16 protein-coding genes are annotated in these 20331 nt (G+C 61.9%); 4 read left to right on the forward strand and 12 right to left on the reverse strand.

Annotation, left to right across the window (positions count from 1 at the left end):
- Positions 1 to 38: 38 nt before the first annotated feature.
- The 9 genes from ABNT42_RS13785 to wrbA all read right to left on the reverse strand — a co-directional run bounded on the left by ABNT42_RS13785 (position 39) and on the right by wrbA (position 11241).
- The gene (locus ABNT42_RS13785) at positions 39 to 1445 is read right to left on the reverse strand and encodes a DEAD/DEAH box helicase (RefSeq protein WP_348697835.1); all 1407 of its coding nucleotides are present in this window, start codon (positions 1443 to 1445) and stop codon (positions 39 to 41) included.
- Between the two features lie 59 nt (positions 1446 to 1504).
- Positions 1505 to 2602 (reverse strand): beta-eliminating lyase-related protein, encoded by a 1098-nt coding sequence (locus ABNT42_RS13790; RefSeq protein ID WP_348697837.1) that lies wholly within the window; start codon positions 2600 to 2602, stop codon positions 1505 to 1507.
- Positions 2603 to 2653: 51 nt separating this feature from the next.
- Entirely contained in the window at positions 2654 to 4492 is a 1839-nt protein-coding gene (locus tag ABNT42_RS13795) for an ABC transporter transmembrane domain-containing protein (protein WP_348697838.1), read from the reverse strand.
- 115 nt (positions 4493 to 4607) lie between these two features.
- Positions 4608 to 5729: a carotenoid 1,2-hydratase gene (locus ABNT42_RS13800; protein WP_348697840.1), complete on the reverse strand. Its 1122-nt coding sequence runs from the start codon at positions 5727 to 5729 to the stop codon at positions 4608 to 4610.
- Complete coding sequence (locus ABNT42_RS13805) at positions 5729 to 8287, reverse strand: FtsX-like permease family protein (protein ID WP_348698113.1); 2559 nt, start codon at positions 8285 to 8287, stop codon at positions 5729 to 5731. The genes ABNT42_RS13800 and ABNT42_RS13805 overlap by 1 nt, the downstream gene beginning before the upstream one ends.
- 50 nt (positions 8288 to 8337) lie before the next feature.
- Positions 8338 to 8811, reverse strand: a complete 474-nt coding sequence (locus tag ABNT42_RS13810) for a DUF4124 domain-containing protein (RefSeq protein WP_348697841.1) — start codon at positions 8809 to 8811, stop codon at positions 8338 to 8340.
- Positions 8808 to 10214: an FAD-binding oxidoreductase gene (locus ABNT42_RS13815; RefSeq protein WP_348697843.1), complete on the reverse strand. Its 1407-nt coding sequence runs from the start codon at positions 10212 to 10214 to the stop codon at positions 8808 to 8810. Before ABNT42_RS13815 ends, ABNT42_RS13810 begins: the two co-directional genes overlap by 4 nt.
- The gene (locus tag ABNT42_RS13820; protein ID WP_348697845.1) at positions 10211 to 10618 is read right to left on the reverse strand and encodes a DUF2069 domain-containing protein; all 408 of its coding nucleotides are present in this window, start codon (positions 10616 to 10618) and stop codon (positions 10211 to 10213) included. The genes ABNT42_RS13815 and ABNT42_RS13820 overlap by 4 nt, the downstream gene beginning before the upstream one ends.
- An 11-nt stretch (positions 10619 to 10629) precedes the next feature.
- A complete protein-coding gene (gene wrbA, locus ABNT42_RS13825) occupies positions 10630 to 11241 on the reverse strand; it encodes an NAD(P)H:quinone oxidoreductase (RefSeq protein WP_348697846.1) in 612 nt (203 codons plus the stop codon).
- A 66-nt stretch (positions 11242 to 11307) separates the two neighbouring features.
- On the opposite strand from wrbA, the gene ABNT42_RS13830 reads away from it, so the two are divergent.
- On the forward strand, positions 11308 to 12684 hold the full coding sequence (locus ABNT42_RS13830; RefSeq protein WP_348697848.1) for a YihY family inner membrane protein: 1377 nt from the start codon (positions 11308 to 11310) through the stop codon (positions 12682 to 12684).
- 28 nt (positions 12685 to 12712) lie between these two features.
- Here the strand turns inward: ABNT42_RS13830 and ABNT42_RS13835 are convergent, their stop codons facing one another.
- Positions 12713 to 13510, reverse strand: a complete 798-nt coding sequence (locus ABNT42_RS13835) for an alpha/beta hydrolase (RefSeq protein ID WP_348697850.1) — start codon at positions 13508 to 13510, stop codon at positions 12713 to 12715.
- 1 nt (position 13511) lies between these two features.
- Positions 13512 to 14822, reverse strand: coding sequence for an O-acetylhomoserine aminocarboxypropyltransferase (locus ABNT42_RS13840; protein ID WP_348697852.1), 1311 nt, complete (start codon positions 14820 to 14822; stop codon positions 13512 to 13514).
- Positions 14823 to 15033: 211 nt separating this feature from the next.
- Between ABNT42_RS13840 and ABNT42_RS13845 the strand changes: the two genes are divergently transcribed.
- The gene (locus ABNT42_RS13845) at positions 15034 to 15492 is read left to right on the forward strand and encodes a CBS domain-containing protein (protein ID WP_348697853.1); all 459 of its coding nucleotides are present in this window, start codon (positions 15034 to 15036) and stop codon (positions 15490 to 15492) included.
- Between the two features lie 72 nt (positions 15493 to 15564).
- On the opposite strand, the gene ABNT42_RS13850 is transcribed toward ABNT42_RS13845, so the two are convergent.
- Positions 15565 to 17826, reverse strand: coding sequence for an EAL domain-containing protein (locus tag ABNT42_RS13850; RefSeq protein ID WP_348697854.1), 2262 nt, complete (start codon positions 17824 to 17826; stop codon positions 15565 to 15567).
- A gap of 250 nt (positions 17827 to 18076) precedes the next feature.
- On the opposite strand from ABNT42_RS13850, the gene aroC reads away from it, so the two are divergent.
- Positions 18077 to 19174, forward strand: coding sequence for a chorismate synthase (gene aroC / locus ABNT42_RS13855; protein ID WP_348697855.1), 1098 nt, complete (start codon positions 18077 to 18079; stop codon positions 19172 to 19174).
- 3 nt (positions 19175 to 19177) lie between these two features.
- Complete coding sequence (locus ABNT42_RS13860) at positions 19178 to 20329, forward strand: MFS transporter (protein WP_348697857.1); 1152 nt, start codon at positions 19178 to 19180, stop codon at positions 20327 to 20329.
- The last annotated feature ends 2 nt before the right edge of the window (positions 20330 to 20331 follow it).

Genomic DNA, 20331 nt, shown 5'->3' on the forward strand with positions numbered 1-20331 from the left:
AACCCGCTATTTTAGCAGCCGTGCTGGCGCAGTGTGACTTAGCGTCCGCCGTTTTTTCCACGGCGCGGATTGCCCTGCGCCTGTGCTTTGCCGGCCGAGCGTGCCAGCGACTTGGCGCCGCGACCAGCCGTGACGATGATGGTGCCGGCGCTAGCGGTTCTTGCCGTCGCCTTGGCGGCAGGTTGGGCCTGCGTGGCAGCAGCGCGTCCTCCCGGCGGGCCCGTGAACGGACGTTTCTTGCGCGGGGCTTCGGCGGCAGCCTTTTTCGCTGCAGCGATGGCCGCTCCCTTTGCCCCCGTCTCCGGTACGCGGTGGTCGGCTTCGAAGCCCGCTTCCTCTACCCTGTGCAGGACTTGGCCGATCAGGCTTTCAATCTCTTTCAGCTGATCTACCTCGTCGGCGCAGACCAGCGAAACGGCTTCGCCTTCCATGCCGGCACGGCCGGTACGGCCGATACGGTGCACATAGTCCTCTGCCACGGTGGGCAGGTCGAAATTCACCACTTGCGGCAGGGCTTCGATATCAAGGCCGCGCGCTGCCACGTCGGTCGCCACCAGCAGCTGGACTTCGCGCCGTTTAAAGCGCTCAAGTGCGCGCAGGCGCATAGGCTGGGTCTTGTCGCCATGAATAGCATCGGCCGAGTAGCCTTGCTCTTGCAGGGTCTTGATCAGTGCCTCCACGCCTTTGCGGGTCTTCACGAAAATCAGTACCTGCCCCCAGCGATGCTTCTTCAGCAAGTGCAGCAGCAGTTCCGGTTTGCTGCGCTTGTCGGTCGGGATCAGCCACTGGCGTACAGTCTTGGTGGTGGTATTACTGGCGCTCACCTGTACCGTCACGGGATCGCGCAGCATGCCGCTGGCGAGCTGGCGGATGGCGTCGGAGAAGGTGGCGGAAAACAGCAGGGTCTGACGCTGTTTCGGCATGGCCGCCAGCAGAATATCGAGATCGCGCTCGAAGCCCAGATCGAGCATGCGGTCGGCTTCGTCCAGCACCAGTGTGGTCAGCAATTCAAAGCTGATGGCAGCCTGATCGTGCAAGTCCAGCAAGCGGCCCGGTGTGGCCACCAGTACGTCCAGCCCTTTGCGCAGCTTGCTGATCTGGCCTTCGATGGGGACACCGCCATAGGCTACCGCACATTTGAGCGGCAGATTGCCGCCATAGCTGCGGAAGCTCTGGTAGACCTGTTCTGCCAGTTCGCGCGTGGGCACCAGCACCAGCGTGCGTACGGCTTTTGGTGCCGTTACCCCTTCCAGCAGCAGCTTCTGCAACTGGGGCAGGGCGAAAGCTGCCGTCTTGCCGGTGCCTGTCTGTGCCGCGGCCATCAGGTCGCGCCCGGCCAGTACGGCCGGAATGGCCTGCTTCTGCACGGGGGTAGGTTGGCGGTAGCCCAGCGATTCAAGCGTGCGCTGCAGGGGTTCGATCAGGCCGAGGGCTTGGAAGGTCATGGTGGTATCGTTCAATCAGAAAGGCGCGCAGTGTAACAGCACTGCGCCGGAACAGCCGATTATTCTGCGTGCGCCTCAGCCAGCGCTGTAGACCATAATGCGAGGATCTCGCGCACACGTTGATCCGGCAGGCTCAGCAGATTATCGCCGATATACAGTTCGACGTAGCTGTGATTCGGCAAAGGTGCATGGTTGGCGGCATTGAACAGCCAGATGCCATGCTCGCTGGCGATGCGGTTGCGGATGTCGTTGGCCTGCTCGCGGCTGACGGGCAGGTGCAGGTGCAGCATGCTGGCTTGTGGCCATGCGGGATTCGGTGTCAGCAGCGGAAAGTCGCGCAAAGTCTCATACAGCCACACGGTGCGGGCAAAATAAGCCGGCATGGCAGCCAGCCGTTGTTCGAACTGCATGGCCGCAGCCACCACGTAAGGGGTGCGCTGATAAACATTGCCGCCCTGACGGCGGAACCATTCCTGCGCCTTGGCGATAAAGCTGGCTTTGCCCAGCAAGACCGCGCCGCCCATCCCGCCGATGCCCTTGTACAGCGACACATACACGGAATCGAAGCCTTGGGCGATCTGGCCGGCGCTGCGGCCATAGGCGCTCGCGCATTCCCACAGGCGGGCACCGTCCAGATGCAAATGGATATTCTGTGCGCGGCAGTGGTCTTTGATGGCTTGCAGTTCTTCCCAGCTCTGGCACTGCCCGCCGATTTCACGCATGGGCAGTTCCAGTGTGGCCGCGCCCAACTGGTCCGGTATGGCCTGCAGTTCGTTGACGCTCCACGGGCGATGAGGATCGCCCACCTGCAAGGCCTGAAAATGGCCGAACAGGCTGTGATTACTGCGCTCATGACGCAGAATATGCGAGGTGGGATGCAGCGCCACCAGCCGGCTGCCTCGTTCATCGCAGGCGATGCGCAGTGCCGTGGCCTGCGTCATGGTGCCGGTGATGCAGAACAGCGCTGACTCGAAACCCAGCAGGGTGGCCAGCTGCTGTTCCAACTCCTGTATCAGTGCGCCGCTGCCATAGACATCATGTGCCACTTGGTGCTCGGCGCACCACTCGGCCATGGCGGCAAATAGCTGGGCCGGCGTGGGCTGGCGGTGACCGGGCAGGTGAGTGGTGCAGCTGGCACGCAGTTCGGCATCGGTCACGGTGACTCCCTCTGAGGTGATGGCTGCTTAGTGGCTAGCTTAGTGGCTCGCTTAGTGGCCAGCGTGGACGTGGTGAAACTGCAGCGCCGCCAGATTGGCATAAATGCCGCCCAGTTCTACCAGCGACTTATGGGTGCCTGTCTCGACGATGCGGCCATCTTCCATCACGATGATGCGGTCGGCGCGCTGCACCGTGGCCAGACGGTGGGCAATGATCACGGTGGTACGGCCTACCATGGCCGCTTCCAGCGCCGATTGCACCAGTCGCTCGGACTCGGCATCCAGTGCGCTGGTGGCTTCATCGAGCAGCAGCAAAGGCGGATTTTTCAGCAGGGCGCGGGCAATCGCAATGCGCTGACGCTGGCCGCCGGACAGGCGCACGCCGCGCTCGCCGAGGAAGGACTGGTAGCCTTGCGGCAGGCGTTCGATAAACTCGTGCGCAGCTGCCAGCTTGGCCACGGCGATCACTTCTTCGTCGGTGGCATCGGCGCGGCCATAACGGATATTTTCCATCGCATCGGCCGAGAAGATCACCGTATCCTGCGGCACGATGCCGATGGCGCCGCGCAGCGTATGCAGATCGAGGCGGGTGATATCCACCCCATCGAGCTTGATGCTGCCCGATTGCGGATCGTAGAAACGCAGGAACAGCTGGAACAAGGTGGTCTTGCCGGCACCGGAAGGGCCGACCACGGCCACCGTCTCACCCGGTTTGATATCCAGCGTCAGGTGCTGCAGCGCGGCCGTATCCGGGCGCGAAGGATAGCTGAAGCCCACGTCCTGCAGGCTCAGGGCCGCACCGGACGCGGCGCGCGGTGGCAGTGGCAGCGGCTGGGCCGGCGCTTCGATCTTGGATTTCACGGAAATCAGTTCCAGCAGGCGCTCGGTAGCGCCGGCTGCACGCTGGGCTTCGCCCATTACCTCGGACAGCGCGCCGATGGCACCGGCGACGATAGACGCATACAGAATGAACTGGCCCAGATCGCCGCCCGTCATGCTACCCGCCAGCACGGCGTGCGCGCCCAGCCACAGCACGAACACGATGGTGCCAAACACCAGCACAATGGCCAGCATGGTGAGGAAGGCACGTGCGCGGATGCGGCGCATGGCTGTGCCGAAGGCGCTTTCTACCGAAGCACCGAAGCGGGTCGACTCGATTTTTTCATGCGTGAAGGCCTGCACGGTCGGCATGGCGTTCAGAATTTCACCGGCCATGGCAGAGGCATCGGCGATGCGGTCTTGCGAATCGCGCGACAGTTTGCGCACACGCCGGCCGAACACCACGATAGGCAGCACGGTCAGCACCAGCAAACCGATGATGATGGCCGACAGTTTCACGCTGGTGACGAACAGCATGATCAGGCCGCCAATGAATAGCAGCATATTCCGCAATGCCATGGAGATGCTGGTGCCCACTACGGCCTGTATCAGCGTGGTGTCGGTGGTGATGCGCGACAGGACTTCGCCGGTCTGGGTAGTCTCGAAGAATTCCGGGCTTTGTGTCACCACGTGCTGGTAGACGGCACGGCGGATATCGGCCGTCACGCGCTCGCCCAGCCAAGACACGGTATAGAAGCGTGCCGCAGTGGCCAGTGCCAGCAGGGTAGCTAGACCAAATAGGGCGAGGAACACCAGATCGACGTGCTGGATGCTCTTGGCGCCAGCGCCACCGAAACCCAGATCGATCATCTGCTTGAAGGCGGCAGGAATGGCCAGCGTGGAGCCGGCCGCCACCACCAGTGCCACACCGGCCATGGCAAACTGGCGCTTGTAAGGTGCGAGAAACGGCGCCAGACCACGCAGCGTGGCAAGGCTGCCCTTTTTGGCTTCGCGGGCGGTGGTGGGGGCGGCGGCGGGGGCGGTGCTGGCTGCGGTGGTGCTAGTGGTCATTGTTGGCTAGTTCTTGATAGTGTTACGGTGTAGACGTTGCTACGGTCTCTTTATTGTTACGTGCTTCCGTGTCGCCGATGCGAGACACTGTGTTTTTTAACTTTTTCGACTCTTGTCAGAATTTTATCGCCTGCACATAGCCTGTCATTTCCAGATAGGCATGGCCGGCCGGTTTGCCGTCGCGCTCCAGCGTTACGGCGCCTTCCCAGTAGACCGCACCCGTCGAACGGCGCGAATCAAGCTCCTGATCGTCCATCAGTGGCTTAATTTCCCACACGCTGCTGCCGGTGTTGAGGCGGGTAGCTACGGGATAGCTCGCTCCTGTACGGGGCGAACGCCAGTGCCGCTGGGGCGCAAAACTGACCTGTTCAGGCAAAAACTGTGTGATCTTACCGGATGCGTCGCGCCATGTCGCGTGCGACCATAGTTTAGCACCGGCCTTGTTGCGAATCTGGAAAGCCATCAGGGCACCGCCATCGTTCAGATTCGCACCTATCCAGTCCCAGCCTGCGGCATCGGCGCTGAGCACCTGACTGGACCACTCATGGTCTAGCCAGCTGCTGCCGCTGACGGCGATGCGCTGGCCGGCACGGGTGAGGAAGCCGGTGGTGCGTAATTGTGGCTCGCTGTAATAATAACTGGCAGCCAGCGGCTCTTTGCCTTTACGCGAAAAGCCTGCTTCCCCTTGCAGCAGGCGTGGCTGGGTCGGTGCCAGCGTCAGATCGAGCTGGAAACTGGCGGCATTGAGCAGCACGCGATAGCTGCCGTCGGACTGGCGCTGCATGCGCCAGTCATCCAGTTTGATGTCGGTATTGCCCGCTTTGACGTAGTACAGCCCGAAGCCCTCGCGGCCGTTACGCTGGTCGTGCAGTAGCTGTCCCCGTGCCGGATCAGCTATGGCGGCGTGGCCGATAATGATCTGCTTGGGCGCGAACTGGCTGGGGTTGGTACGGTCGTGGCTCGTGGCGCTGCGGAAAAAAGTCACCTGAAAACCCAGCGGCTTGCCGTCCGGCGTGTTGAGCCAGCCGGTGGCGTACCACCATTCCGTTTTGTAGTCGGGATGGGCGCCGGTGTCGGCAGGGAAGCTCAGGGCTTTGCCGGGCTTGAGGGGCAGCACGGGCAGGAATTCGGGCGCTGCCGCCAGCGCCGCTGAAAGCCATCCGGCGCAGGCCAGTAGCGCGCTGTAAGCGAGACCGCGTACCAGCTTGATTGTGAGCCTATTCAGTAAAACCGCCATTACCAGTCCTCTCGCACAGCGCGTATCGGGCCACCGGACAGTGCCTGACGCCCGGCGAACAGGGCGGTCAGTGCGGCAGCACTCAGTAGCAGACCTGCCACACTGGCTAGCAGCGGCCATGGCAGATGCAGCTGCATGGTCCAGTGGAAGGACTGCGGATTCACCACGAACACCAGTATCAGGCTGATGAACCAGCCCAGCACGAAGCCGGTCAGTATGCCCAGTCCGGTCAGGGCACCGCCCTCGATGGCAAGAATCGCCAGTATCTGGCGCCGCGTCAGACCCACATGGCGCAACATGCCAAATTCGCGCGCCCTTGCCAGCGTCTGGGCCGAGAAGGTAGCCGCCACACCAAACAGACCGATGACGATGGCGATAGCTTCCAGCAGATAGGTAATGGCAAAGCTGCGGTCGAAGATGGTCATACTCATGGCGCGGATATCCGACGGCAGGCTGACATCCAGCGCTGCTGCAAACGGCAGCCGTTTCAGCGCGGCTTCCGTGTCGGCCGCCTTGGCACCGGGGCGCAGCCACAGTGCGGCATTGCTGGCATCCTGATCGCCGGTCAGCCGGCGATAATCGGACAGGCGCATCTGGATAGTGCCGGTAGGGCGGGCATAATCGCGCCAGATGCCGCCGACGGTGAAGGCATGGCGCTGGCCATTGAGAGGCAGTTCGATGCGCTGGCCTAGCCGCATGCCATATAGATCGACCATGGCTTCCGAGACCCACACGGGCGGTGGGGCGTCGGCAGTCGGCACCAGAATTTCGCCCACCATGGCCAGTGAACGGTCGGGCTGGGCCGCATCCACGTGGCGTGCCATCAACGCCACAGCGGGGCGGGCGGGATCGAGCGAAATTGCCGTCACGCGCAGGAAGTCGGCAGTTTCCACGCCGGGCAGGGCGGCCAGCGCGGCCTGTTCCTGCGGCCGCAGACCGGCCGTGCTACCGGCGCTGGTGCTGCTGATGTACAGGTCGGCCGCCAGAATATGGCGCAGCCAGTCGTCCAGCGAGACGCGGAAACTGGCCACCATGATGGCCATGGCGACCATCAGACTGAAGCTCGATAGTACGCCGCCGAGCGCAATTCCGGCCTGACTGGAAGCATTGGCCAGTCTTGCCAGTGTCAGTGTGAGGATGGGCGGTGCTCCAGCCTTGCCTGCCATGGCGCGCTCCCAGCGCTGGTGGGCGTAGCGGAAAGTCAGGGCTGCCAGTCTGGGCATCAGCGCAATGGTGCCGATCAGGAGCAGCGCGATCGACAGATAGCCGAACAGCGGCAGTTCGAATACGGGCGGCGCCTGCGACAGGGCGGCAGCCAGCGCAATGCAGGCCAGTGCAGGCCATGGGCGCGCAAGGCGGGCCAGGGTGGCTTCTTCCGTGCCGGCTTTGAGGGCAACAGCGGGCCGGGCGCGGGCAGCGTCAAAAGCCGGCGCGGCGCAGCCAAGGATGGCGACCGCCACGCCCAGCGCGAAGTAGATGCTAGCGGCCCAAGGGGCGAAGTGTATTTGTGGCTGTACGCCGGAGAACAGGCCGGCACCGAGATCGCCGCCCATGAAATGTAGTGCGGTCGCAGCAAGCAGGTAGCCACCGGCCACCCCGCAGGCGGCACCCACCACGCCGAGGCTGAGGCCTTCCAGCAGAATCTGGGCGATCAGGTGGCGTCGCTCCAAGCCCAGCACGCGCAACAGGGCAAACTGGCTACGGCGCCGTATCACCGCCAGCGCCTGGGTGGAAAACACCAGAAACGCACCGGTGAACAATGCCACCAGTGCCAGCACCGTCAGATTAACCCGATAGGCGCGGCTCATGCCCTCATTGCGGCTGTTCTGGTCGTCGTCATCGGGCTGGCTGACACGAAAGCGACCCGGCTGGCGCTGATCCAGTTCGCGCTGTAATTGCGCCTTGAAGGCCGCACTGTCGACGCCAGCGCGCAGCTTGAGATCGATGCGTGATAGCTTGCCCAGCTGCTTAAAGCGCCACTGTGCGGCGCCGATATCCATCACGGCGATACGCTGGCCTGCTCGGGCCTGCGGCAAACTGCCGGCAACGCGTAGGTGGAGCTGCTGCACGCCCAGTTGCAACGCCAGCGTCTGGCCCGCTGTGGTCTTTAACCATACCTCGGCAGCGGGGGAAAGGAAGATCGCATCATCGGCCAGAGCGTCCAGCATGCCACCTTCGGTGCTGATGCCGATCAGCTCTGGCGTCAGAAAGCCGGCCCGCAAGGCGTCATTGCCGATGATTTTCAGCGCACTGTGCTGGCTAGGGACGGAGGCTTCGATTTCCAGTATGGGCGAGGCCAGCGCCACCCCTTCGTGCTGGGCGATATAAGGGTAGATGGCTTCGTCGAAGTGCGGTTCGGTGGCCCGAATCTGGATGTCTGCCACGCCGGACAGGCCTTTGATGGCAGACGAGAATTCATTGAACGCCGCGGCATTCATCAGATGGATGGCGAAACCCAGTGCGATGCCCACGGCGATCGCGGCGATGGCCACCAGCGCGCGCAGCGGGTGGGCGCGCCATTCGCCCAGCAGCAGGGCGAACGTCAGGCGCCAGCGCATACCGCTGCGGGCATGTACTGCTGCCATGGGGGAGGTGGCCTGGGTGGACATTAGCGCGGGCACTCCCGCGCCAGCGTCTGCGCAGCACGGCTGGCTTTCAATTGGGCCGCCTCACGCTGGGGTACTGGCGCACGGCTGGCATCTTCGGTGGCCCAGCGCTGCGCCATCTGCAAGCGTGCGCACTTCTCGCGCTGCTGGCGTGCAGCCAGATTGGCGCGCTGCTCCACCCGTTCCTCGCGCGCGGCACGCCGTTCGCGCTGCTGGCGCAGTTGCTCGGCCAGCGCAGTCTGCCGCGCCAGTTCGGTTGCACTGGCCGGATCGGCTGGCGGGGCTGCGGGTACGGTAAGAGTGGTGCTGTGCGCACCGTCGGGACATGGCTGGTTGGTGTAGCTAATTTTGCCGTCCTGACTGCAGCGCTGCAGCGTCTGCTGGTCGGGTTGGCTGGCGCGCGCACAGGCGGCCCAGGCAGCCATGCAGCATACTGCAGCAGCCAGATGGGGCAGATACATGACGATCCCGTTCACAGAATTTTACCGGGATTCATAATGCCTTGCGGGTCGAGCGCAGCTTTGATGGAACGCATCAGCGCTATTTCTACTGCTGATTTGTAGCGTAGCAAATCGTCTTTTTTGAGCGCGCCTATGCCATGTTCCGCCGAGATGGAGCCGCCAAACTGTTGGACGCTGTCATATACCAGCCGGTTGACGGCGGCTTGATTGGCCAGAAAAGCTTCATGACCCACGCCATCGGGCGGCGCCACGTTGAAGTGCAGATTGCCGTCGCCCAGATGGCCGAAGCAGACCAGCTGGCAGGCGGGGAAGGCCTGTTCCAGCAGTGGCGCAGTGGCGGCGATGAATTCCGGTATGCGTGACACGGGCAGCGAGATATCGTGCTTGATATTCTTGCCCGCCCTGGCTTGCGCCAGCGGTATATGTTCGCGCAACTGCCACAGCGACTGCGACTGGGCCACCGAACTAGCGACCACCGCATCGCTGATGATGGCGCTGTCGAGTGCAGCCCCGATGGCACGTTCCAGCAGGCTTACCGCATGCTGCTCCGATTCGTTGCTGGACAGCTCCAGCAGCACGTACTGGCTGTGGGCGGCGGCGATCGGTTGCGGCAGGGCGGGGAACTGCTGCGCCACGAGTTCCATACAGATGCGCGACATCAGCTCGAAACCCGTCAGGCTGGCACCGCAATAGTCCTGCATCAGTTTGAGCAGCTGGAGTGCCTGCTCGGGTGACGCCATGGCTGCCAGTGCCGTGATGCTCGCTTGCGGTTGCGGGTAGAGCTTGAGGACTGCGCCGGTAATGATGCCCAGCGTGCCTTCCGCGCCGATGTACAGATCACGCAGATCGTAGCCGGTATTATCCTTGCGCAGACCGCGCAACCCATCCCAGATTTCACCTTGTGGCGTGACCACTTCCAGCCCCAGACACAGCTCGCGCGTATTGCCGTAGCGAAGAACGGCCGTGCCGCCCGCATTGCTGGAGAGGTTGCCACCGATGGTGCAACTGCCTTCGGCAGCTAGCGAAAGGGGAAACAGACAGCCTTCGGCAGCGGCAGCCTGCTGGATCTGCGCCAGTATGCAGCCCGCGTCCACCGTCATGGTGCGGTTGGCCACGTCGATCTTGCGGATACGGCTCAGCCGTCCAAGCGACAGCACCACGGCCTGACCGGAACGATCGGGTACGCTACCGAGCACCAGCCCCGTATTGCCGCCTTGAGGGACGATAGGCACCGCATGTTCGGCACAGGCCCGCACCAGTGCCGCCACCTGCTCCACGCTACCCGGGCGCAGCACGGCTAGTGCGTTACCGGTATGCCGTCCGCGCCAGTCGTTCAGAAAGGGCGCCATCTCCTGCGCTGTCTCCAGCACGTAGCCGGCCCCTATCAGGTCGCGGCATTGCTGTAGAAAAGCGCTCATGGAACGGTGTTTTCCTTGACCTTGGCTAGCAGTTCCCTGGCCATCTTTTTGGCTGCCTTTTTGTACGGGCGCACATACATGATGGCGCAGATGAAGTAGACCACCACAATCAGCGCCTCACCCCAGCCCAGCCACGCTGACAGCTGGCCGCGGTCGCTCCAGCCCCGTACCACACCTTCGGTGAAGTACAGCAGTATCATCATGGAAGTCCACTGCAGCGTGTACACATCGCGCTTCCACACGCCCACCAGCGGCAGCAGCAGCGGTGCTGCCTTTAAAGCCAGCCACGAGCCGCCCGGTTTGAGGGGCGCTAGCGCCAGTTCCCATGCCAGACACCAGATGATCAGCGTGATCAGGCTGCCGATGGCACCCAGATGGAAGAATTTCTGCAGTCGGCTTTCCATAAAAGGCTTCCTTATTGTGGCGCGCGCAGCTTGAGGGCGGTTTCCGCCAGACGCCGGCCCAGTGCGATCGCCAGTTTCTTTTCGTCGTCGGTAAAGGATTTTTTACCATCCAGACCGGCCCAGTGACTGGCACCGTATGGCGTGCCGCCGCTGGCAGTGGTCATCAGCTCCGGATGGGTGTAGGGCAGTCCCAGCACCATCAGGCCATGGTGGAATAGCGGTATCATCATCGATAGCAGGGTGGATTCCTGGCCACCGTGCAGGCTGCCCGTGGAAGTAAACACGCAGGCCGGTTTGCCGGCCAGCGCGCCGGACAGCCACTGGGTGGCCGTGCCATCCCAGAAGTATTTCATGGCAGCGGCCATATTGCCGAAGCGGGTAGGCGAGCCGACGGCGATGCCGGCGCATTCCTGCAAATCTTCCGGCTCCACATAGGGCGCGCCTTCGGCCGGCACATCGGCCTCGGTGGCTTCGGCTACAGTGGAAACGGCGGGAACCGTGCGCAAACGGGCGTCGCAGCCCGGTACACTTTCGATTCCCTGCGCGATCAGTTCGGCCAGTTTGCGGGTGGCACCGTGGCGCGAGTAAAACAATACGAGAATAATCAGATTAGCTTGGTTCATCGGCGGTATTATAGGGCGCTTTGGCGGATAGGAACGCGTGTTCCCCGTGGTTTTTGGTTTTTATACATGTCTGAAAAAATAATACGTCCGGTTTTCCAGTATCTGTCGCGTAGTTGCCAATCCGGTATCGATACCGTGCGCTCGCTGTCGTGGGCGGAAGTGCGCGATCTGCTGATGTTTGCGCGCCGTCGTCTGCGCGAGGAAAGCGTGCCCCAAGTGGCCGGTAGCCTGACTTTCACTACCGTGTTTGCGCTGGTGCCGCTGCTGACCATCGCGCTGGCGATATTCACCACCTTCCCCATGTTTAATACCTTCCGCGCCTCGCTGGAAGCGTATTTCGTCCAGAGCGTGATGCCGAAGACGATATCGAGCACCATCCTCAATTATCTGACCATGTTTGCTTCCAAGGCCACGCGCCTGTCGGCGGTGGGTGCGGTGGCGCTGATTTTGACGTCGGTGGCGATGATGGGGCAGATCGAGCGGGTGTTCAACCGCATCTGGCGCGTGCGTGCCGAGCGCCGCTGGGCCAAGCGTATACTGGTCTACTGGGCGCTGATTACGCTGGGGCCTTTGCTGATCGGCGTATCGCTGACGCTGTCCTCGCATGTATTCATGGCCACCAGTGATCTGATCGGCGATATCCCCGTGATCGGTGCGCTGATCTACGCCCTGCTGTCACTGGCGCTGACCACGATTACTTTTACACTGCTGTACATGGCCGTGCCCAACCGTGATGTGGACTGGCAGGATGCCGCATGGGGCGGGCTGGTGGCCGGCGTGGCCTTCGAGGTGGCCAAGCGCGGGTTTGCCGTGTTCATTACCCAGTTCCCCGCCTATTCCAAGATCTATGGCGCGCTCGCTGCCATGCCGCTGTTCCTGCTGTGGGTCTACGTGTCGTGGATGATTACCCTGTTCGGCGCCTTGCTGGTCGCTGCTCTGCCGGTGGTGAAATACGAGCGCTGGTGGCATGAAGCCCAGCCCGGAGGCGAGTTTGTCGATGCCATGGCCATCCTGCGCGTGCTGTTTGTGGCTTCCGTGTGCGGAGACACGGCGCTGGTCAGTGCCGGTGCGATCCGTGCCCGCACCCGCCTCGGCTTCGATGAAATGGATAATCTGCTGGAGAAAATGGTCGGAGAGGGCTGGGTAGGGCGCGTCAAGATCGATGCGCCGGCCCGTGTGCAATGGGGCAAGCGCGTGACGGATGGCGGCGACCACTGGGTATTGCTGGCCAACGTCAACAAGCTGACCCTGGCCGAAGTCTATCGTCTGTTCGTGTTTGCCGGTATGTCCATCAATGCCGGTGTGGTCAACGACAGTGACGATGAGCGCGACATTCAGGCCGCGCGCGATGCCGCTGCACTGGCACGTGAAGTGGAGACGGCGGTGGAAGCAGGGCTGGGCAAGACGCTGGGCGAGCATTTCGGACCAATTGATGTTCGTTAATGCTCGCTGATGCTACCGCTGCCCGTGCCTAGCCGTGCATGAAGGTCAGCAGGTGATCGAGCACAGCATCGGGCTGCTCGCTCATCATCGAATGGCCGCTATTCACTACCACCGTTTTTGCATGGGCGATACTGCTGCTCAGCAGACGGGCTGATTTGGGCGGGGTCATCATATCCCGTGCGCCGCTGATCAGCAGGGTGGGGCATTGCACCGCCAGTGCCGCCGCCTCGCCATTGGCGTACTCATTGCAGGCCGTGAAGTCGGTAAAGAACAGCTGCTGCGGGTTGATGGTGGACATGCGCTGCATCAGGCGCTGTGCTACCCCCGTGGTGTTCACCCCGGGGCTGGCCGAGCGTCCCAGCAGGCTGGCGTGGGAATAGATGTTCACCATATCGATGGCGCTATGTTCGTCATTACGTGCCGTGTCCAGCAGCGCGGGCGACACTTTCATCGGATAGGTGCTGCCTAACAGCGCCAGACGGCTGACGCGGGCCGGTGCCTGATGGCTGGCTTCCAGCGCGATCAGCGAGCCCATGCTGTGACCACACAGGGCAGCCTGCGCGAGGCCCGCTGTCTCCAGCAGGGCCAGCAGCCATTGCGCCATGGCTGGTACGGAGGTCAGTGCAGGGCCGGCACTGCGGCCATGGCCGGGCAGGTCGACTGCCAGTACTGCATAACCGTGATGGGCAAAATAGCGGCTCTGCAGCGCCCAGACGCTGTGATCGTTCTGGGCGCCGTGTATGAAGACGATGGCGGGCAGGCTGGTGTCGAGCGGCTTGCCGCCCGTGTAGCAGTAGGCCGGCCGGCCTTGTACGTGGAACAGCATCTCAGCCTCCTTTCTGCGACAGTTTGAGAGCGCGGCCCAGATCTTCCAGCAGATCGTCGCCATCTTCCAGCCCTACGGACAGGCGCAGCGTACCTTCACCGATGCCGGCTTGCGCCAGTTGTTCAGCCGGCACGCGGAAATGCGTGGTGGAAGCCGGATGTATCGCCAGCGACTTGGCGTCGCCCACATTGGCCAGATGGGAGAACAGTTGCAGGCTATCGATGAAGCGCTTGCCAGCAGTACGGCCGCCCTTGAGATCAAAGGTCAGCACGGCGCCGCAACCTCTGGGGAGCAGGCGCTGCGCCAGCGCATAGTCGGGATGGTCGGGCAGCTCCGGATACACGACTTTTTCAACAGCGTCGTGCTTAAGCAGGAACTCGGCCACCTTGCGGGTATTGGCCACGTGCCGGTCCATACGCAGGCCCAGCGTTTCGATACCTTGCAGGATGGCGAAGGCATTGTGCGGGCTCATGGCGGCGCCAAAGTCGCGCAAGCCTTCGCGTCGCGCGCGCAGCGCAAACGGCGCAACCGTGGATTCTTCCGCAAACACCATGCCGTGAAAGCCTTCGTACGGCTCGCACAGTTCGGGGAAACGGCCGCTGGCCTGATGGGCAGCGTGCCAGTCGAAGCTGCCGCCATCGACTAGCAGGCCGCCGATGGCGGTGCCATGGCCGCAGAGGAATTTGGTCGCCGAGTGGAAGATCAGGTCGGCCCCATGATCGAGCGGCTTGAGCAGATAGGGCGTCGTGAAAGTGGCATCGACCATCAGCGGCAGATGGTGTTCATGGGCCAGTTCCGCAAGCGCGGGAAGGTTGAGTACATCAAGTCCCGGATTGCCCAGCGTTTCGCCGAACAGCACACGGGTGTTGGGGCGGATGGCGGCGCGCCACGCGTCGAGGTCGCGCGGATCGACGAAGCTGGTCGTTATCCCGAAGCGTTTGAGCGTGTAGGCCAGCAGGTTGTGCGATCCGCCATACAGGGCGCGCGAGGCGACGATGTGACTGCCGGCACCGGCAATGGTCGCCAGCCCCAGATGCATGGCGGCCTGACCGCTGGCTGTGGCGATGCCCGCCACGCCGCCTTCCAGCGCGGCGATGCGTTCCTCCAGCACGGCATTGGTGGGGTTGGAAATGCGGCTGTACACATGGCCGGCCCGCTCCATATTGAACAGAGCGGCCGCATGGTCGGCATCCTTGAAAGCAAACGAGGCGCTGAAGTACAGCGGGGTGGCGCGCGCGCCGGTGGCGGGATCGGGGGCTGCGCCGGCATGCAGGGCTAGCGTATCGAAGCCGGGATAGTGTGGGCCGCTCATGTTGTCTCGTGTGAGTTGTTGGTATGGACGGCATGCTACCCCGAATTCCGCCATGGCGACAGCACTGCAACAATGTTGGGAATTGATTATCGAGAGCGCTGGATTTTTTGCTGGGCATAGGCTACATTCCCAATACGGCGCATATAACCATAACGCTTAATTTAGCTCATAGTCAGCCCATAGTCAGCCCACAGTCGATAGGACGGCCCCCATGAAAGTCTCGGAAATTCTTCAGGTTAAAGGCAGTATTCTCTACACCATCAACCCTGACCAGCAACTGTCCGAAGCAGCCAGCATCATGGCGGAAAAGGATATCGGTTCGCTGGTGGTGATGGAGTTTGGTGATCTGGCTGGTATGCTGACCTTCCGCGAAGTGCTGCGCGCACTGCACGAGAACGGCGGTGCGGTCGGTGGCGGCACCGTGCGCAAGCATATGGACGATCACCCGATCACGGTCACGCCCGATACGGAAGTCAATGAAGTGCGCCGCATCATGCTGGAAAAGCACGCGCGCTATCTGCCGGTGATGAATGCCAAGACCATCCTCGGCGTCATTTCGTTCTACGACGTGGCACGCGCTGTGCTGGAAGCCCAGAGCTTCGAGAACCGCATGCTGAAAGCCTATATCCGTGACTGGCCCGGTGAAACCGCCGAGCAGGCAGCCGACTAAAAAAGCGTAGGCGCTAAAGAGAAAAGCCATGCATTGCATGGCTTTTTTGTTGGGGCTCAGTTTTGCAGGGGATCAGGCGGCGCCTTGCAGGGCTTCGTTGCTGAGCCAGCCATTCAGGGCATCGGCCGTCATCGGACGGGCGAACAGGAAGCCCTGCGCCAGCGGACAACCCAGTGCATGCAGGATTTGCGCCTGACGTTCGTCTTCCACCCCTTCCGCGATCACAGCCAGACCCAGATTGCGGCCCAGTTGCACCACCATTTCGGCAATGCTGCTGCCACGTGCGGAGCCAGTGATTTCCGTGACGAAGGCGCGGTCTATCTTGAGCCTGTCGATCTGCAGGCGCTGCAGATAGGATAGCGACGAGAAACCCGTGCCGAAATCGTCGATGGCAATGCTCACGCCCGTCTGCTTGATCTGGGCCAGCATCTTGATCAGCAGATCCGGCTCCTCCATGGCCATCGATTCGGTGATTTCCAGTTCGACGAACTCGGGTGGTGCGCCTGTATCTTCCAGTGCCTTGCGCAGCATTTCGAGGAAGTAGGGGTGACGGAACTGGACTTGCGACACGTTGATCGACATCATGAAGTCAGTGTGGCCAGCCTTGTGCAGTGCCACCAGCTCGCGACAGGCGGTACGCAGCACCCATTCGCCCAGATCGATGATCAGGCCCGAGTATTCGGCAATCGGAATGAAACGGTCAGGCGAAACAAACTTGCCGTCTGGCGTCTGCCAGCGCAGCAAGGCTTCGGCCCCCTTTGGGCGACGGGTCTCCAGATCGATCTGCGGCTGGTAGACCACGAATAGTTCGTTCTGGCCGAAGGCCTTGCGCAGCGCGTGCATCATGCGCACCCGTTCGCGGATTTCTACGCCCATCGAGCGCGAGAAATAGTAGTGGCCGGAACGCTGCTGGGTTTTGGCGCGTTTGAGGGCGATGTCGGCATCCTTCAGCACGTCGACGCCGCCGCCTTCATGTTCGCCCAGCCGCACCAGTCCCAGCGTGGCGGACAGTTGTACGTCCTGGCCGTCGATGCTGAAGGGGCGCTGGAACAGCGTGAGGATATTGGCCGGATTGACTTGCGAGGAATCGCCCAGCACGCAGAAGATATCGCCACCCAGACGGGCCACGGTGAGCGCATCGCCCAGTTCTGTCTGCAGCCGGCCAGCCACGGCCAGCAGCAGGGCATCGCCGAAGCGGTGGCCTAGCGCATCGTTGGTTTCGGCAAAGTGATCGAGGTCAACCAGCGACAGGGTGGTTTCGTCGCGGATAGGGCTGGTCAGGGTGGCGTCGAGGATTTCGATCAGTCGGGTGCGGTTAGGTAGTTTGGACAGCTGATCGTAGAACGCCGCCGTGTGCAGGTGGCTCACCAGTTCCACGTTGTCGAGGCCGACGGCCACGTTGGCGCAGAATACTTCCAGCAGGCGTTCGTCGATTTCCGTCGGTGCCGTCTTGACGTCGAGGAAGGCGACGAAATCACGGCTGGCTTTGCCGGCGAAATACAGCGTCACATAATCGGGGCCGTACACATTGCGGCCCTGCGCCAGCGTCAGTTCCATCGCATCGTGGATGCGCTGGTCACAGCGTACGGTCAGGGTGGTGTTATCGAACTTGTGATAGGGGCCGACGGTGGCCATGACCATCAGTTCACGGCAGCCATCTTCCGGGCATTCCAGCACGCACAGCACGCCGCTGGCCTGCTGACCCAGCAACTCGGCGATCTGGCCCAGCACGCCTGCAGCAAAATTGTGCACGCCGTGTAGCGACATCAGCTGGGTGCTGGCATGCACGATCTGGCTCAGGCCACGACGGCTGTCATTGATCTTGCGGATCTGCTCGTAGGAGCGGATAGCGGAGGTGACGGTGGTAAATAATTTGATCCGCGTCAATTCCGACTTGGTCTTGTAGTCGTTGATATCGAAGTCGCGGATGGCATCGATTTCGGGCGCATAGCCGGGTTGTCCCGTGCGCAGGATGATCCGCACATCGCTCAGCCCCAGTGTTTCGCGGATGTAGCGCACCAGATGCAGGCCGGCATCGTCCTGCTCCATCACCACGTCGAGCAGAATGACAGCGATCTCTTTTTCCGTTTTGAGTAATTCACGTGCTTGCGCAGCCGAATAGGCGTGAACGAACTCCAGCTGCCGGTGCTGCATGTCGAGGTTGCCCAGCGCAAAGGTAGTGGTCGAATGGACGTCTTCGTCGTCATCGATAATCATGACCCGCCATACATTGCGCACACCCATGGCAACGGGTGTAGCCGGATGCTCTTCTAAGAATACCAGATCGTCTTGATCGTCCTTGGCTGGATCAAGTGGTGTGACCGGTGGGGGCATGTGTCGCTTCTCCAGGATTGCTTGGTGTTCTTCGGTTCAGTATATAGTGAATTGTCAAAAAGAATGCAGTTTTCCTACTCTTTTGCACCTCGCTGTGTGGCGCTGTGCAACGGTGTTGAATTTTTTTGCATCATTAGGAATTCTACCAAGGAAAAATTGCCAAGTGGAAATTAATTTCGCAGTGCCGCAGAGAGGGGCTCTGGCTGGTAGAATACGGAATTCTCCACCTTTTTCCAAAGATTCTCTTCCTATGTCCGGTAATACTTTTGGTAAATTGTTTTCCGTTACAACCTTTGGTGAGTCGCACGGTCCGGCCATCGGCTGCGTGATCGATGGCTGCCCACCGGGACTGCCGCTGACGGAAGCTGATATCCAGCCGGAACTGGACCGCCGCAAGCCCGGCACGTCGCGCCATGTGACCCAGCGGCAGGAATCGGATACGGTGGAAATCCTGTCCGGTGTCTATCAGGGTGTGACCACCGGCACCCCGATTGCGCTGCTGATCCGCAACGAAGACCAGCGCAGCAAGGATTACGGCAATATTGCCGAGAGCTTCCGTCCCGGCCACGCCGACTACACCTACTGGCATAAATACGGCGTGCGCGATCCGCGCGGCGGCGGCCGTTCTTCGGCCCGCCTGACGGCGCCGGTGGTGGGCGCCGCCGCGATTGCCAAGAAATGGCTGCAGCAGCAGTACGGCACCGTGTTCAAAGGCTGCATGAGCCAGCTGGGCGACATCGCCGTACCGTTCCAGGACTGGGCCCACGTGCATGACAATCCGTTCTTCGCTGCCAGTGGCGATGCCGAACTGATCGCCCGCATGGAAGCGGCGATGGATGCGCTGCGCAAGGAGGGCGATTCGATCGGTGCCAAGATCGATGTGATTGCACAGAATATTCCCGTCGGTCTGGGTCAGCCTATCTACGACAAGCTGGATGCCGATATTGCCTACGCCATGATGGGCATCAATGCCGTGAAAGGCGTGGAAATCGGCGCCGGCTTCCAGTCGGTGGTGCAGAAGGGCAGCGAACACGGCGATCAGCTGACGCCGCAAGGCTTTATCGGTAATAACGCCGGTGGCGTGCTGGGCGGTATTTCGACGGGGCAGGACATCACCGTCTCGATCGCTATCAAGCCCACTTCGTCTATCCGTACGCCGCGCCAGTCGATCGACAAGGATGGCAATCCCGTGCTGGTAGAAACCTTCGGTCGCCACGACCCCTGCGTCGGTATCCGTGCTACGCCGATCGCCGAAGCCATGCTGGCACTGGTATTGATGGATCATGCGCTGATGCACCGCGCCCAGTGTGGCGACGTCAAGGTGCATACGCCTAACATCGCGCTGTAAGCGGTGCCGGCTCAGGCCTTCAGCTTCGCCTTATTCCTCTTCTGCTACTACGCGCACGCAGGAACCTGGTCGACCTACGCCACGCTGTTCTTTGCCGACCACGGCATGACGGTGGCGCAGATCGGCGTGCTGATGTCGATGATACAGGTGCTGCGCATCATCGGCCCCAATGTCTGGGGCTATGTGGCGGATCACTATGATCGCCGCGTCACCGTATTGCGGATGGCCGGTTTCGCTGCACTGATCGGTTTCTCCGGTTTCTTTTTCGGCTCCACTTTCGGCCACTTCATGCTGGCCATGGTGGTACTGAATCTGTTTACCAGCGGACAGGCGCCCATCTGTGAAGCGCTGATGCTGTCCGAAATGCGCGGCGATCTGACCCATTATGGCCGCATCCGCATGTGGGGTTCGATCGGTTTCATCGTCGCCGTCTCCGCATCGGCCTATGCGCTCGACCATTACGGCATCGTGGCGCTGCCCGCCATTGCTGCCGGCCTGCTGGTGCTGACCATCGTGGCGGCGTTTCGTCTGCACGATGTGCCGCGCCAGCGCCATCAGGAAGTGCCGCTGCCTTTGCTGACGCTGCTGCGCCGGCGCGAAGTGATCGCCTTCTTCTGTTCCACCGCGCTGATGGTGGCCGCCCACACTTCGCTGTACACCTTTTATTCGCTGTATCTGGAACGCAACGGCTACAGCAAGACGGTGATCGGCGCCATGTGGTCGCTCGGTGTGCTGGCGGAAGTGGCGCTGTTCTATTTTCAGGCGCCCCTGTTCCGCCGCTGGCGTCCCATGCAGCTGATGTATGTGACGCTGCTATTGGCGGCGGCGCGCTTCGTCATGATCGGTATGGCGGCGCATCTGTTGTGGCTATTACTGGTGGCGCAACTGATGCACGCGGCCACCTTCGCGCTGCATCATTCCTCGGCGGTGATGACCTTGCAGCGCTGGTTCTCCGGCCCCCTGCAGGCGCGCGGGCAGGCGCTCTACATGAGCCTGTCGTACGGTATAGGCGGTTCGCTGGGCGGGCTGTTTCTGGCCCAGTGGTGGCAGGAAGCAGGGCCAGCCTCGGTGTATTACGTGGCGGCGCTGCTGAGTTTGTTGGCGCTGGGGGCAGCCATGTTGTCGGCACGCTGGCAGCAGCACGATGGCCACTAGCC

It is taken from the genome of Duganella fentianensis (assembly GCF_964031615.1).
Classification (GTDB): Bacteria; Pseudomonadota; Gammaproteobacteria; order Burkholderiales; family Burkholderiaceae_D; genus Rugamonas; species Rugamonas fentianensis_A.